Annotated in this window: 9 protein-coding genes; 6 read left to right on the top strand and 3 right to left on the bottom strand. The window is 71.6% G+C overall.

Annotation, left to right across the window (positions count from 1 at the left end):
- Positions 1 to 6: 6 nt before the first annotated feature.
- The 6 genes from AC1MBW_RS11505 (at position 7) to AC1MBW_RS11530 (ending at position 7,385) form a co-directional block, all read left to right on the top strand.
- A complete protein-coding gene (locus AC1MBW_RS11505; protein WP_235450933.1) occupies positions 7 to 1,497 on the top strand; it encodes a glycosyltransferase in 1,491 nt (496 codons plus the stop codon).
- Positions 1,494 to 3,500, top strand: a complete 2,007-nt coding sequence (locus tag AC1MBW_RS11510; RefSeq protein WP_480024550.1) for an ArnT family glycosyltransferase — start codon at positions 1,494 to 1,496, stop codon at positions 3,498 to 3,500. The genes AC1MBW_RS11505 and AC1MBW_RS11510 overlap by 4 nt, the downstream gene beginning before the upstream one ends.
- 98 nt (positions 3,501 to 3,598) lie before the next feature.
- Positions 3,599 to 4,465 carry a DUF4397 domain-containing protein gene (locus tag AC1MBW_RS11515; RefSeq protein WP_480024551.1) on the top strand — a complete coding sequence of 289 codons (867 nt, stop codon included), beginning with the start codon at positions 3,599 to 3,601 and terminating at the stop codon, positions 4,463 to 4,465.
- A gap of 142 nt (positions 4,466 to 4,607) precedes the next feature.
- Complete coding sequence (locus AC1MBW_RS11520) at positions 4,608 to 5,783, top strand: family 8 glycosyl hydrolase (RefSeq protein ID WP_480024552.1); 1,176 nt, start codon at positions 4,608 to 4,610, stop codon at positions 5,781 to 5,783.
- Complete coding sequence (locus tag AC1MBW_RS11525; RefSeq protein WP_480024553.1) at positions 5,780 to 6,457, top strand: class F sortase; 678 nt, start codon at positions 5,780 to 5,782, stop codon at positions 6,455 to 6,457. The genes AC1MBW_RS11520 and AC1MBW_RS11525 overlap by 4 nt, the downstream gene beginning before the upstream one ends.
- 121 nt (positions 6,458 to 6,578) lie before the next feature.
- Positions 6,579 to 7,385, top strand: coding sequence for a polyprenol monophosphomannose synthase (locus AC1MBW_RS11530; protein ID WP_054145001.1), 807 nt, complete (start codon positions 6,579 to 6,581; stop codon positions 7,383 to 7,385).
- Positions 7,386 to 7,463: 78 nt separating this feature from the next.
- Here AC1MBW_RS11530 and treZ read toward each other — a convergent pair whose 3' ends face one another.
- From treZ to glgX, 3 genes are all read right to left on the bottom strand, one after another.
- Positions 7,464 to 9,236 carry a malto-oligosyltrehalose trehalohydrolase gene (gene treZ, locus AC1MBW_RS11535; protein ID WP_054145002.1) on the bottom strand — a complete coding sequence of 591 codons (1,773 nt, stop codon included), beginning with the start codon at positions 9,234 to 9,236 and terminating at the stop codon, positions 7,464 to 7,466.
- Between the two features lie 144 nt (positions 9,237 to 9,380).
- Positions 9,381 to 11,756 (bottom strand): malto-oligosyltrehalose synthase, encoded by a 2,376-nt coding sequence (gene treY / locus AC1MBW_RS11540; RefSeq protein WP_480026107.1) that lies wholly within the window; start codon positions 11,754 to 11,756, stop codon positions 9,381 to 9,383.
- A gap of 17 nt (positions 11,757 to 11,773) precedes the next feature.
- Complete coding sequence (glgX, locus tag AC1MBW_RS11545; RefSeq protein ID WP_480024554.1) at positions 11,774 to 13,972, bottom strand: glycogen debranching protein GlgX; 2,199 nt, start codon at positions 13,970 to 13,972, stop codon at positions 11,774 to 11,776.
- Positions 13,973 to 14,020 lie beyond the last annotated feature (48 nt).

Genomic DNA, 14,020 nt, shown 5'->3' on the forward strand with positions numbered 1-14,020 from the left:
GATCCTGTGTCGACTGACCCGACCCAGATCCCGACATCACATCTCGCGGCAGGCGAACCCGCGCCGCTGCTCACCCCGCAAGCACCCGCCGACCCGTCCCAGTTCGTCCCGAACCGTGGCTCGACCGGTGCCGCCGAGTCCATGATCGGCTTCCAGTTGCCCGACTGGTCGCCCCTCGAATGGATCGGCTACTCGTCCCTGATCGTCGTGACGATCCTGCTGACCGCCGTCGCCGTGTCGACCCTCTGGTGGATGCTCCACGCCTGGCGGTCGAAGGACAACCTCGACGACAGCCAGTTCAGCGAGAACCCGCTCGACGCCGCCCATTCGTTCACCCTGCTCGTCCCCGGCCGACACGAGGAGGAGGTCATGGGCCAGACCCTCGACCGTCTCGCCCAGCAGGACCACCCGGACTTCGAGATCATCGCCATCGTGGGCCACGACGACCCCGGCACCGAGCGGGTCGCCCGCGAGGCCGCGGCCCGTCACCCCGAGCTCATCCGCGTGGTCGTCGACTCGAGCGTGCCGAAGAACAAGCCCAAGGCGCTGAACCTGGCGCTGCAGTCGTCGCGCGGGGAGATCGTCGGCGTGTTCGACGCCGAGGACGAGGTCCACCCGCGCCTGCTGACGCTCGTCGACTCGCGGTTCACCGAGACCGACGCCGACGTGGTGCAGGGCGGCGTCCAGCTGATGAACTTCCAGAGCAGCTGGTGGAGCCTCCGCAACGTGCTCGAGTACTACTTCTGGTTCCGGTCCCGCCTGCACTTCCACGCCAAGGAGAAGTTCATCCCGCTCGGCGGCAACACCGTCTTCGTGCGCAAGGACTGGCTCGACTGGTCCGAGGGCTGGGACGCCGAGTGCCTCGCCGAGGACTGCGAGCTCGGGGTCCGCCTCTCGAGCGCCGGCGCCAAGGTCGTCGTGGCCTACAGCCCCGAGGTCGTCACCCGCGAGGAGACCCCCGGCACCTTCGTCTCGCTGCTCAAGCAGCGCACCCGCTGGAACCAGGGCTTCATGCAGGTGTACGGCAAGGGCGAGTGGAAGAAGCTGCCCCGTCTGCGCCAGCGCCTCATGGCCCGCTACCTGCTGACCATGCCGTTCATCCAGGCCGCCACCGGTCTGCTGATCCCCGTCTCGATCATCCTGATCCTGACCACCAAGGTGCCGACCGCCATCGCACTCGTCTCGTTCGTGCCCCTGGCTCCGACGCTCGTGCTGCTGGCCGTCGAGTTCACCGGTCTGCGCGAGTTCGGCCGGGTCTACGGGCAGAAGGTCCGGGCCCGGGACTACTTCCGTCTCGTCTGGGGCCTGCTGCCGTACCAGATCTTCCTCGCGCTGGCCGCGGTCCGGGCGGTCTTCCGCCAGCTGAAGGGCCTCAACGCGTGGGAGAAGACCGAGCACACGGGAGCGCACCGCGACGAGGTCGCGACCGAACCGCAGGAGGCGCCCCGCGCCTCCCAGCAGGAGCCCGCCCTGGCCATGACCGGAGGTGACCGATGACCAGCACGCTGAACCGCCCCCGCGCGGCCGACACCACCGTGTCGAACGGCCCGGGCACCCCCGTGGTCCCCACCAAGGACCCGCGGCGCTCCGAACCCGCGTCGTGGTTGCGTCGGCACGGCGCGAGCCTCGCGTGGCTGCTGCCCGTGCTCGCGATCGCCGCCGTCGTCATGGCGTTCAACATGGACGGCTCGCCTCAGCGCATCGACGACGAAGGGACCTACGCCGCCCAGGCCTGGGCGATCCAGAACCTCGGCGAGATCACCCACTACACCTACTGGTACGACCACCCACCCGTCGGCTGGCTGCAGATCTCGGCCTACACTGCCTTGACCGGTGCCTTCTCCCGCTACGACGTCGCCGTGCTCGCGGCTCGTGAAGCGATGCTCTTCTTCACGGCCGTCTCGGTCGCGCTCGTCTGGCTGCTCGGCCGCAAGCTCGGGCTCAGTCGTCCCGCGGCCGCCGTGGCCGGTCTCGTGTTCGCCGTGTCGCCACTGGCCCTGCAGTTCCACCGCACGGTCTACCTCGACAACGTCGCCACCCCGTGGTTGCTCGCCGCGTTCGTCTTCGCCCTGAGCAAGCGGTACCAGCTCGCCGGATTCGCTGCGGCCTCGCTGTCGTTCGGCATCGCGGTGCTCTCGAAGGAGACCTACCTGCTCGCGCTGCCCTTCCTGGCCTGGATGATGTGGCGCGGGGCCGACACCTCGACCCGTCGGTACACCTTGTCGATCGCGGGCAGCCTGCTCGTGCTCGTCGGCCTCGGCTACGTCGCGCTCGCCGCGGTGAAGGGCGAACTGCTGCCCGGCGCCGGCCGGGTGAGCCTGCTCGAGGGCATCCAGTTCCAGCTCGCGACCCGCGAGGCCAGCGGCTCGGTCTTCGACACCGGCAGCCTGTTCTTCGCCACGGTGTCGCAGTGGTGGCAGCTCGACCAGGTGCTCATCGTGCTCGGCACGCTCGCCTCGATCGTCGCGGTCTTCATCAAGAAGGTGCGTCCGCTGGGCGTGATGATGGTCTTCCTGATCGCGTTCATGTTCCGCCCCGGCGGCTACCTGCCGGTGCCCTACGTGATCATGCTGCTGCCGTTCGCGGCGCTGCTCGTCGCGGCCGTCACGGACCACGCCGTCAAGGCGTTCCGTGCCCGCCGGGCCGGCGCGCTCTCGACCGCGGCCACCCGCACCGGCTCGGTCGCCTGGCTCGCCCTCACCCTCGCGGCCGTCGTCGCGATCGTCCCGCTCTGGGCCGTGCAGTTGCGCGGCTTCCTCGACGCCGACCTCGACGCGCCCATGCGCAACGCCGAGAGCTGGGTCGAGACGAACGTGCCGAAGGACAGCCGCCTGCTGGTGGACGACGCCGTGTGGGTCGACCTGGTCAAGGCCGGCTTCTCCCGCGACAACGTGATCTGGTTCTACAAGATCGACACCGACGGTGCCGTCCAGGCGCAGTCGCCGAACGGCTGGCGTGACTCGGACTACCTGTTCGAGACCGAGTCGGTCCGCACCTCGGGGCCCACCTCGCCCGAGATCCGCGAGGCCCTCGCGAACTCGACCGTCATCGCCTCGTTCGGCGACGGCGACCAGCAGGTCAACGTCCGGCAGATCGACAGCCAGGGCGCCGCCCAGGCGCAGACCGAAGCGGACGACGCCGCGTCGGCCCGCGCGCAGGCCGGGGCCGAACTCGCCCAGAACCCGAACCTGCAGATCTCGTCCACCCTGTCGTCGGCGCTCTCGGACGGCCGGGTCGATCCGCGCGCGATCATCGTGCTCGGCCAGCTCGCCGCCCTGGGGCCGATCTCGGTCGCCGATCCCGAGGCCCTGCCGGGCGAGCAGGACGCCCTGTTCCGGCAGTTCGACGTCACCCCGCAGGGCGGTCAGTCCGTCGACGAGCTGCAGGCGACGCTCGAGGGTCTGGGCAGCGTCTACGTCCCCGAGTCGGTCGTCCCCTCGGGTGACGGCCTCCGCGTCACCTTCTCGGCCGTCGCCCCGACCGGCGTCCTCTCGAACTGATCGCCACGCCGGTGCCCATCCTCGGGCGGGCACCGGCACCTCCTCACCGCGTCCCACCCGTCCCGGGTGGGACACCCGACCGGAAAGGACCAGCCTCCGTGGCTTCCCTCTCACGCACCACCGGCGCCCCCGCCGCCGTCACCGCCGTCCCGACCCGGCGCCGCCGTCTCGCGACGGTGCTCGCCCTCACCGCCGCCACCGGGGTCGCCCTCGCCGGCGCCCTCGTGGGCACGTCACCCGCGCACGCCGCCGACGGCGACGGCTGGGTGCGCGTCGGCCACCTCTCGCCCGACACGAAGGCCGTCGACGTGACCCTGACCTCGCTCAAGGGCGGGCAGGTCGTCATGGACCTCGACGACGTCACCTACGGTCAGGTCAGCCCCTACCAGGCGCTGGCCGCCGGCACCTACGTGGTCGCGATGACCGCGGCCGACGCTCCCGCCAGCGCGAAGCCCGTCATCACGGCCAACGTCACGGTGGCGAGCGGCCAGCCGATCACGGCCGTCGCGTACGGCCCGAACGACGACCTCGAGACGCGGGTCTTCAAGGACGACCTGACGCCGCCCGCCGACGGCCAGGCCAAGGTCCGTCTCGTGCAGGCCGCGAACGTGAGCAAGACCGTCACCGTCGCGACCAGCACGGGCACCACCATCGCCGAGAAGGCGCCCTTCGGCAGCGCGAGCGGCTACGCCCAGGTCGCGGCCGGCCCGTGGACCCTCGACCTGACCGGTCAGAAGGTCACCGGCACGAGCGACGTCGACCTCACGGCCGGCAGCACCAACACCCTGTTCGTGCTCGACAACTCGACCGGCGGCCTGACCGTCGTGCCCGTGGTCGACAGCGCGGCCACCGCCCAGGCACCCGTCGGCGGCGTCCAGACGGGTGGCGGCTACCTCGCCGAGCACCCGCAGAAGAGCGAGCCCAAGGGCCTCTGGGCCACCGTGCTCGGCTGGTTCGGGGTCTGACGACCCGCACGACCCGGCACGACGAGCACGCCCCGGCCGGACGAGGAGGCGCGGTGAGCGCCACACCGCACCGCGCCTCCTCGGTTCCCCGCCCCACCGCACGACCGACGCCCGGCACCATCGGGCAGGAGAAGAGGACGACATGACGAAGAAGACGAAGGCGCTGCTCGCAGCGGCCGTCGTGGTGGCTCTCGCCGTCACGGCCGGCATCGCCTCCCTCGTCGTCGGAGGGCCCGGCGGCCCGTCGACGGACCAGGCAGGCGGCGGTGCGGACGCGACCGGCACCCCCGGCGCGGGCACCGCGACCCCGCAGGCCCGGACGGCCACCGAGATCGGTGAGGACTTCCTGGCGGACTACGTCGACGACGACGGCCGCGTCGTCCGGCGCGACCAGGGCGACGACACCGTGAGCGAAGGGCAGGCCTACGGGCTGCTCGTCGCGGTCGCCGTGGGCGACGAGAAGCGGTTCGACGCCATCTGGCGTTGGACGGAGGACGAGCTCGTCCGTCCCGACGGACTGCTCGCCTGGCAGTGGAAGGACGGCGCGGTGGTCGACGACATGCCCGCCAGCGACGCCGACGTCGACGCGGCCCGGGCCCTCGTGCTCGCCGGCTCGACGTTCGACCGACCCGACCTCACCACCGCGGGCGTCGACCTCGGCACGGACGTGCTCGACGAGATGACGGTCTCGACCGACGTCGGCCGCATCCTGCTGCCCGGCCCGTGGGCGGCGGGCCCCGGCCCGTGGTCGTACAACCCCTCGTATGCCTCGCCCGCCACCTTCGCGCAGCTCGGCGCCGTCAGCGGCGACCCTCGGTGGGCCGAGCTCGAGGCCGGTTCGAGGGCCGTGACCACGAACATCCTCTCGTCGACGGCCCTGCCGAGCGACTGGGCCCAGGTGCGGCAGGACGGCACGACCGTCCCGCTGCCGAGCGCCGACGGCTCGTCGGGCACCGTGCAGTACAGCTACGACGCCGGCCGGCTCGCCCTGCGCTACGCCGAGTCGTGCCAGCCGGACGACGTGGCCCTCGCCGCGTCGATGGCCTCCGTGCTGCAGCGTTACGACGAGCTGCCCATGCAGCTCGACCTCGGCGGTCAGTCGGTCGGCTCGGACCAGAGCCCGCTCGCCTACGCCGCCCGCGCGGCGGCCGAGGCCAGCGACGGCCAGCACGACCGGGCCGCCGCCGACCTGCGCACCGCCGACGCCCTGTCGCAGTCGACCCCGACGTACTACGGCACCGCCTGGGCGGCGCTGGCCGCCCTGCAGCTCGAGGGCACGAGCCTCGGCGCGTGCTCGCCCCTGGCGGTGGCCGGATGAGCCTCGCGACCTTCGTGACCGGCCATCGCGCCGCCGCCCTCGCCGTCGGTGCCGCCCTGGTGCTCGTCGCCGGCGGGGTGACCGCGGCCGCCGTCGCCGACCGGCCCGATGACACGGGCACCTCGACCGCGGCCACGTCGTCGGCCACCGCGACGCCGGACCCAGCCAGCGGGTCGGCCGGTGCCTTCCAGGACCCGGCGGCACCGTCGTACACCGCACCCCCGGCGGACGCCACGCCCGTCCGCGTCCAGATCCCGTCGATCGGCGTCGACTCCGGCCTCGAGGACCTCGGGCTCGGGGCGCAGGGCGAGCTCGACCCGCCGAAGGAGTGGCAGTCGGCGGGCTGGTACCAGGACGGAGTCGTCCCCGGAGCGGTGGGACCGGCCGTCATCGCCGGGCACGTCGACTCGGGCTCGGGCCCTGCGGTCTTCGTCGACCTGGCGAAGCTCGTGCCCGGCGACGAGGTGCAGGTCACGCTGTCCACCGGCTCGGTCGAGACCTTCCGCGTCACCGGCAGCGAGCGCACCCCGAAGGCGACGTTCCCGACCAGCGACGTCTACGGTGCCAGCCCGACCCCCGGCCTGCGGCTGATCACCTGCGACGGGACATTCGACCGGTCCACCGGGCACTACGTCGACAACCTGATCGTGTTCGCGGACCTCGTGACCTCGTGACCGGCGGCCGCCTCCGGGCGCCGCGCCGCGCCTCCTGACCTCCCGGCACCCGACCCAACCCGAACACCGACACCCGACACCCGACACCTCCGACTCCCACCCGACGGGAAAGGACCCCACCATGAACGACGCCCTCGTCATCATCCCGACCTTCAACGAGCGCGAGAACCTCGACTGGATCGTGGGGCGCACCCTCGCCTCCGGTGCCTCGGTCGACGTGCTCGTCGTCGACGACGGCTCGCCCGACGGCACCGGCGAGCTGGCCGACGCCTACGCCGACCGCGACCCCCGTGTGCACGTGATGCACCGCACCGCGAAGGCCGGCCTCGGCGCGGCCTACCTGGCCGGCTTCGCCTGGGGACTCGAGCGCGGCTACGACGCCCTCGTCGAGATGGACGCCGACGGCTCGCACCACCCCGAGTACCTGCCCGGCATGCTCGAGCTGCTGCGCGAGAACGACCTCGTGCTCGGCTCGCGGTGGGTACCCGGCGGTGCCGTCGAGAACTGGCCGCTGCGTCGGAAGCTGCTCAGCCGCGGCGGAAGCTGGTACACGCGCGGCGCCCTGGGCATCCGGGTGGCCGACACGACCGGCGGGTTCCGGGTGTTCCGGTCGTCGGCGCTGCGCCGCATCGACCTCGACCGGGTCGAGTCACGCGGTTACTGCTTCCAGGTCGACCTTCTCTGGCGCGCGCTCCAGGCGGGCCTGCGGGTCGTCGAGACCCCGATCACGTTCACCGAGCGCATCCACGGCGCCTCGAAGATGAGCGGCTCGATCGTCCGGGAGTCGCTGACCAAGGTGACCCTGTGGGGTCTGCGACGACGGGCCCGCGCCGTCGTCGAACTGGTCGTGCGACACCGTCGCCTGCCGAGCGTCCGCGCCACCTCGCACCGGGTCGGTCCCGTGCGCGGCGACGTGTCGACGCGCTAGCCGGGAGGCGGCACGCGCGCGCCCGGGGTGGTCAGCCCCGGGCGCGCATCGTCCACGCCCGCGTCGTCCGTGCCCGCGTCAGCGGACGATCGCGACCGAGTGCGCCGGGAGCAGCAGGCTCGCACCCGGGACGATCGACTCGTCGCTGGCGAACAGGACGGTCTCGGCGCTCACCGCGACCCGCGCCTCCTGGTCGGCGAGGTTGATCGCGATCCGCAGGTCGCCACGCGTCAGAACCAGCCAGCGGGCGTCGCCGTCGTACTCGACGCCGGTCTCGCCGAAGCGGGGGTCGGTGAGCGCGGGCTCGCTGCGGCGCAGGGCGCCCAGGCGGCGGTACGCGTCGAGCAGCACCGCGTGACGGCCGGTCTCGAGCTCGGACCAGTCGAGCTTGCTGTTCTCGAAGGTCGAGGGCTCCTGCGGGTCGGGCACGGACGACTCGTCCCAGCCCATCTTCGCGAACTCCTCGATGCGGCCCTTCGCCGTCGCCTCGCCCAGATCGTGCTCGGGGTGCGAGGTGAAGAACTGCCAGGGGGTCGAGGCGCCCCACTCCTCGCCCATGAAGAGCATCGGCGTGTACGGGCCGGCCAGGGTGAGCGTCGCGGCGATGATCAGCTGCCCGTCGTCGAGCGTCGCCGCCAGGCGGTCACCGATCGCCCGGTTGCCGATCTGGTCGTGGTTCTGGTTGGCCACCACCAGTCGCCAGGTCGGCATGTGCTCGGTGTCGACCGGGTGCCCGTGCGTCGCCTCGCGGAACGACGACCAGGTGCCGTCGTGGAAGAAGCCCTTGGTCAGCACCTTGGCGAGGGCGCCGAGGGGCTCGAAGTCGGCGTAGTAGCCCGTCGTCTCGCCGGTCAGCGCGACGTGCACCGCGTGGTGGAAGTCATCGCTCCACTGCGCGTCGAGGCCGTAGCCCTGGCGGTGGTCGGGGCCGAAGCCACCGCCGTCGCGCGGGGTGATCAGACGCGGGTCGTTGAGGTCGCTCTCGGCGATCAGCGAGAGCGGGCGGCGCAGGTGGCTGCTGAGGGCCGCGGTGCGCTCGGCCAGTTCTTGCAGCAGGTGGACCTCGCTGTCGTCCTTGAGGGCGTGGACGGCGTCGAGGCGCAGACCGTCGACGTGGTAGTCGTCGAGCCACATGGCCGTGTTGTCGAGGATGAACTCGCGCACCTCCTGGGCGCCGTCGTCGTCGAGGTTGACGTTGTCGCCCCAGGTGTTGGCGTGCTTGCTCGACAGGTAGGGGCCGAAGAGCGGCAGGTAGTTGCCCGACGGGCCGAGGTGGTTGTAGACGACGTCCTGCACGACGCCGAGCCCGGCCGCGTGCGCGGCGTCGACGAAGCGCTGGTAGGCCTCGGGGCCGCCGTAGTTGTCGGTGACCGTGAACCAGTCGACGCCGTCGTAGCCCCAGTTCCAGCGGCCGTTGACGCCGTTGACCGGCAGCAGCTCGACCAGGTCGACGCCGAGGTCGACGAGGTACGGCAGCTTCTCGATCGCGGAGTCGAGCGTCCCCTCGGGCGTGAAGGTGCCGACGTGCAGCTCGTAGACGACCGAGCCGGCCAGCTGGCGGCCGGTCCATGCGTCGTCCGTCCAGGCGAAGGCGCTCGGGTCGTAGGTCTCGCTGAGCCCGTGCACGCCGTCGGGCTGGCGACGTGAGCGGGGGTCGGGCAGCGGCGTCTCGCCTTCGGGGGAGTCGCCGCCGTCGAGCACGAAGCCGTAGCGGTGACCCGGGCCGCGGTCGAGGTCGGCGGGGGCGCGCCACCAGCCGGTGTCGGGCTCGGCCGCCAGTGGCAGCAGCTCGCCGTCGAGGTGCAGGTGCACGGTGGTCGCGTTCGGGGCCCAGACGTCGTAGACGCTCATCGGTCTCCTCGGGTTCGGAAGGGGCGGGGGAGGGGAGGGGCGAGAAGGCACGACATGCCGCTCACATCAGGAGGTGAGCGGCATGTCGTGACGTGTCGCCGGGGGCGACGGTAGTCGGGCGCGACGCGGCGCGACCCGACGGGGTCAGTCCTCTGCGGGGATCAGCAGGGCGACGGGGTACGTGTCGAGCACGTCGGCCAGGCGGAGGCGACCGCCCTCGTGCCGGCGGCCGGTGAGCACGTCGCGGTACGCGCCTCCTGCGGTCAGGACGACGGTGTCGTCCCAGCCGCCGGCCTGCTCGAGGGCGACGGGCAGGCGGGTCGCGATCGCGAGCGCCCCGCCACGGTCGACGGCGACGGCCGACGCGGCCTGCTCGCCGAAGACCGGCAGCGCGGCGTACCGCGTGAACAGGTCGGGGCGGTCGCGGCGCAGCGTCAGGGCGTGGTGCGTCACGACGAGCTTGGCGGCTCCGGTGTCGTCGATCGCCGGCGTCGCACCGCCGCGGACCTCGTCCAGGAGGCGCCGGCGCAGCCCGAAGTCGACCTCGCGTCGGTTGTCGGGGTCGACGAGCGAGAAGTCCCACAGCTCGCCGCCCTGGTAGACGTCGGGGCTGCCGGGGCCGGTGAGCTGCATCAGCGCCACGCCGAGCGAGTTGCTGTAGCCGGGTGCGCGGAGGACGTCGACGATGCGCTCGACCTCGTGACGCACCTCGTCGTCGTCGAAGGCGGCGTCGACCGCGGCGTGCATCCGCCCTTCGAAGGCCTCGGCCTCGTCGGTGCGGTCGGTCCACGTGGTCGACGTGCTCGCCTCGCGGGACGCCTTCTCGGCGTAGGCGTGCAGGCGCTCGCGCGACGCGGGCCACGAGCCGACGATCGTCTGCCAGAGGATGTTCTCGAACGGGCCGTCGCCGACCGGGGCGAGCTCGCGCAGACGCTCGAGGGTCGCCGCCCACTCGGTGGCGACCTCGGCCAGCACCGAGACGCGGGCACGGACGTCGGCGCTGCGCTTCGTGTCGTGCGTGGACAGGGTCGTCATGCCGAACGGGCGCTCGGCCAGGCGGACCTGCTGACGCGCGTGGAACTCGTCGGACGTCAGCGAGAACTCGCTCGGGTCGGCACCCACCTCGGTCAGCGTCGCCAGGCGGCTGTAGCGGTAGAAGGCCGTGTCTTCGACGCCCTTGGCCATGACCATGCCGCTCGTCTGCTGGAAGCGCACCGAGGCGGGGTGCGACTCGTCGCGCAGCACGGCGACGACGCGCGCGACGGCGTCGGCGAGGTCGGGGCGGTGGGTCGTGGCGACCGCGGCGGCCTCGGTCAGCCGGTCGGCACCCTGCGGCAGGTAGCTGCGGTACACCGGGAAGGCCGCGGCCAGCTCGGCCAGCGTGTCCACCACCGACGGGTCGACGGTGCCGCCCTCGGCGATCAGCCGGGCGAGGCGGTTGATCTCGCTGCCCAGGATGCCGTCGGCGATGCCGCGCTTCGTGCCGAGGATCATCTCGTGCCAGTCGACGGGCTCGTCGCCGGTCGTCTCGTCGGCCCCGGCGGCGTGCTCGTCGGCGTCGACCCCGCGGGCCCGGCGCAGGCGCGCGTCGAGGGCGTCGAGGGCGGGTGCCCCGTTCGGGTCGACGAAGAGGCGGTCGAGGTCGGCCAGGGCGTCGTAACCCGTCGTGCCGGCCGTCGCCCAGTCCTCGGGCAGGCGCTCGTCGCCCTCGAGGATCTTCTCGACGAGCACGTGCGCGTCGCCGGTCAGGGCGGCGAGCAGGTCGAGGTAGCCCTTGGGGTCGGCGAGGCCGTCCGGGTGGTCGACCCGCAGACCGTCGACGAGGCCCTCCGAGAACCAACGGCCGATCTCGGCGTGCGACTCGGCGAAGACCCCTCTGTCTTCGACGCGGATGCCCGCGAGGGTGTTGACCGCGAAGAAGCGACGGTAGTTGAGGTCGGTGTCGGCCCGCTTCCAGTGAACCAACTCGTAGTGCTGGCGCGAGTGCACCGTGGCGGCGTCGTCGCCGGGCGAGCTCGTGCCCGGGGCGATCGGGTAGACGTTGTCGTAGTAGTGCAACTCGTCGCCGTCGACCGTGAGGCCCTCGATCGACCCGTCCGTCGCGGCGGGCTCGCCGAGCACCGGCAGCAACACCTTGTCGGCACCCGCGGCCCAGTCGACGTCGAACGCGTCGGCGTAGCGGGACGCGCGGCCGTGGGTCAGGAGGTCCCACCACCAGACGCTCGCCTTCGGGGTCGCGACGCCGACGTGGTTCGGCACGATGTCGACCAGTACGCCGAGGCCCTCGGCGTGGGCGCGCGTCGAGAGCTCGTCGAGGCCCTCGGCACCGCCGCGCTCGGGGTCGACCCGACTGTGGTCGACGACGTCGTAGCCGTGGTCGCTGCCCGGCTCGGCGGCGAGGATCGGCGACAGGTAGACCCAGTCGGCGCCGAGGTCACGCAGGTACGGCACCAGGTCGGCGGCCGCGTCCAGATCGAAGGAGGCGCGCACCTGGAGTCGGTACGTCGAACGCGGGTGCATGGTCGGTTCGTGTCGGGTCACAGTTCTTCCTCGGCCGTGGCACGCAGGACGACGAGCGAGCGACCCACCACGGGGAGTCGGTCGCCGGCCCGCAGGGCCGCGGGGGCCTGCGGGGTCGAGGGCGGTTGGGGGGTGGTGGCGGCGCGGGTGGCCGTCGGGGTGCGGGGAGCGGCGCTCGCGGGCGGCGGGGGAGCGGTCACGGTGCTGTCGACGACGACCTCCCAGCCCTGGGCGTACTCGTCCGGCGGCAGGACGAACGTGACGGTCTCGGCGCTGGCGTTGAAGTACAGGACGAAGTTGACGTCGGTGATGCGGCCGCCGCGGGCGTCACGGCCACGGATGCCGTTGCCGTTGAGGAACATGCCGACCGCCTTGGCGTAGGACTCGTTCCACTCGCCCTCTTGCATGGCGTCGCCCTCGGTCGTCAACCAGACGATGTCGGGCAGGGGCTCGCCCTCGCCGCGCGTCACGGGTCGGCCGTTGAAGTAGCGCTGACGCCGGAACGTGGGGTGGTCGTGCCGCAGCTTGATGACCTCGGCGACGAACTCGATCAGGTCGCGGTCGGCGTTCGGCCAGTCGATCCAGCTGATCGGGTTGTCCTGCGCGTAGGTGTTGTTGTTGCCGCCCTGGGTGCGACCGAGCTCGTCACCGTGCAGCAGCATCGGCACGCCCTGGCTGAGCAGCAGCGTCGCCAGGAAGCTGCGCTGACGCTGCTCGCGGAGGGCGCGGATCTCGCCGTCCTCGGTCTCGCCCTCGACGCCCGAGTTCCACGAACGGTTGTGGCTCTCGCCGTCGTTGCCGTCCTCGCCGTTGGCGTCGTTGCGCTTCTCGTTGTAGCTGACCAGGTCGCGCATCGTGAAGCCGTCGTGGGCGGTGACGAAGTTGATGCTCGCGACCGGCCGACGGCCGTCACGCTCGTACAGGTCGGCCGAGCCCGTGATGCGGCTGGCGAACTCGCCCAGGGTCGAGGGCTCGCCGCGCCAGAAGTCGCGGACGGTGTCGCGGTACTTTCCGTTCCACTCGGTCCACTGCGGCGGGAAGTTGCCCACCTGGTAGCCACCGGGGCCGACGTCCCACGGCTCGGCGATCAGCTTGACCTGCGAGACGATCGGGTCCTGCTGCACGAGCTCGAAGAAGGTCGAGAGGCGGTCGACCTCGTAGAACTCGCGGGCGAGCGACGCGGCGAGGTCGAACCGGAAGCCGTCGACGTGCATCTCGGTGACCCAGTAGCGCAGGCTGTCCATGATCAGCTGGAGCGAGTGCGGGTGACGGACGTTGAGGCTGTTGCCGGTGCCCGTGTAGTCCATGTAGTGCTGCTGGTCGCCGTCCATCAGCCGGTAGTACGCGGCGTTGTCGATGCCCTTGAACGACAGGGTCGGGCCCAGGTGGTTGCCCTCGGCCGTGTGGTTGTAGACGACGTCGATGATGACCTCGATGCCGGCTTCGTGCAGCACCCGCACCATCGTCTTGAACTCCTGCACCTGCTGGCCGATGTCGCCGGTGGCCGAGTAGGCGGCGTGCGGGGCGAAGAACCCGATGGTGTTGTAGCCCCAGTAGTTGCTGAGGCCCTTCTCGAGCAGCGTGTTGTCCTGCACGAACTGGTGCACGGGCATCAGCTCGAGGGTCGTGATGCCGAGCTTCTTGAGGTGGTCGATGATCGCCGGGTTCGCGACGCCGGCGTACGTGCCGCGTTCTTCCTCGGGGATGTCGGGGTGCGTCTCGGTGAGGCCCTTGACGTGCGCCTCGTAGATGACGGTCTCGTCGTAGCTGTATTTGGGGGCGCGGTCGCCCTGCCAGTCGAAGAACGGGTTGATGACGACGCCCAGCATCATGTGCGGGCCGCTGTCCTTGTCGTTGCGCGAGTCGGGGTCGCCGAACGTGTAGGCGAACAGTGCCTCGTCCCAGTCGATCTCGCCGCAGGTGGCCTTGGCGTACGGGTCGAGCAACAGCTTGTTCGGGTTGGCGCGAGAGCCGTTCGCGGGGTCGTACTCGCCGTGCACGCGGTAGCCGTAGCGCTGGCCGGGTTGCACGGTGGGCAGGTAGGCGTGCCAGACGTAGGCGTCGACCTCGGTGAACTCGACCCTCGTCTCGGTGCCGTCGTCGTCGAACAGACACAACTCGACCTTGCTGGCGGCTTCGCTGAAGATCGCGAAGTTGGTGCCGCTGCCGTCGTAGGTCGCGCCGAGGGGGTAGGGGTTGCCGGGCCAGGTGTGCATCGAACCTCCGATTGGGACTCGCTCAGCCTAGAGGCGAACGGGCGCCCC

The organism is Frigoribacterium sp. AP1, from assembly GCF_056680555.1.

Excerpts from the sequence above, each read along its gene's own strand:
- AC1MBW_RS11530 (WP_054145001.1), top strand. The coding sequence starts at position 6,579 with ATGAACGACGCCCTCGTCATCATCCCGACCTTCAACGAGCGCGAGAAC.
- AC1MBW_RS11525 (WP_480024553.1), top strand. The coding sequence starts at position 5,780 with ATGAGCCTCGCGACCTTCGTGACCGGCCATCGCGCCGCCGCCCTCGCC.
- AC1MBW_RS11510 (WP_480024550.1), top strand. The coding sequence starts at position 1,494 with ATGACCAGCACGCTGAACCGCCCCCGCGCGGCCGACACCACCGTGTCG.
- glgX (WP_480024554.1), bottom strand. The coding sequence starts at position 13,972 with ATGCACACCTGGCCCGGCAACCCCTACCCCCTCGGCGCGACCTACGAC.
- AC1MBW_RS11520 (WP_480024552.1), top strand. The coding sequence starts at position 4,608 with ATGACGAAGAAGACGAAGGCGCTGCTCGCAGCGGCCGTCGTGGTGGCT.
- treZ (WP_054145002.1), bottom strand. The coding sequence starts at position 9,236 with ATGAGCGTCTACGACGTCTGGGCCCCGAACGCGACCACCGTGCACCTG.
- treY (WP_480026107.1), bottom strand. The coding sequence starts at position 11,756 with ATGCACCCGCGTTCGACGTACCGACTCCAGGTGCGCGCCTCCTTCGAT.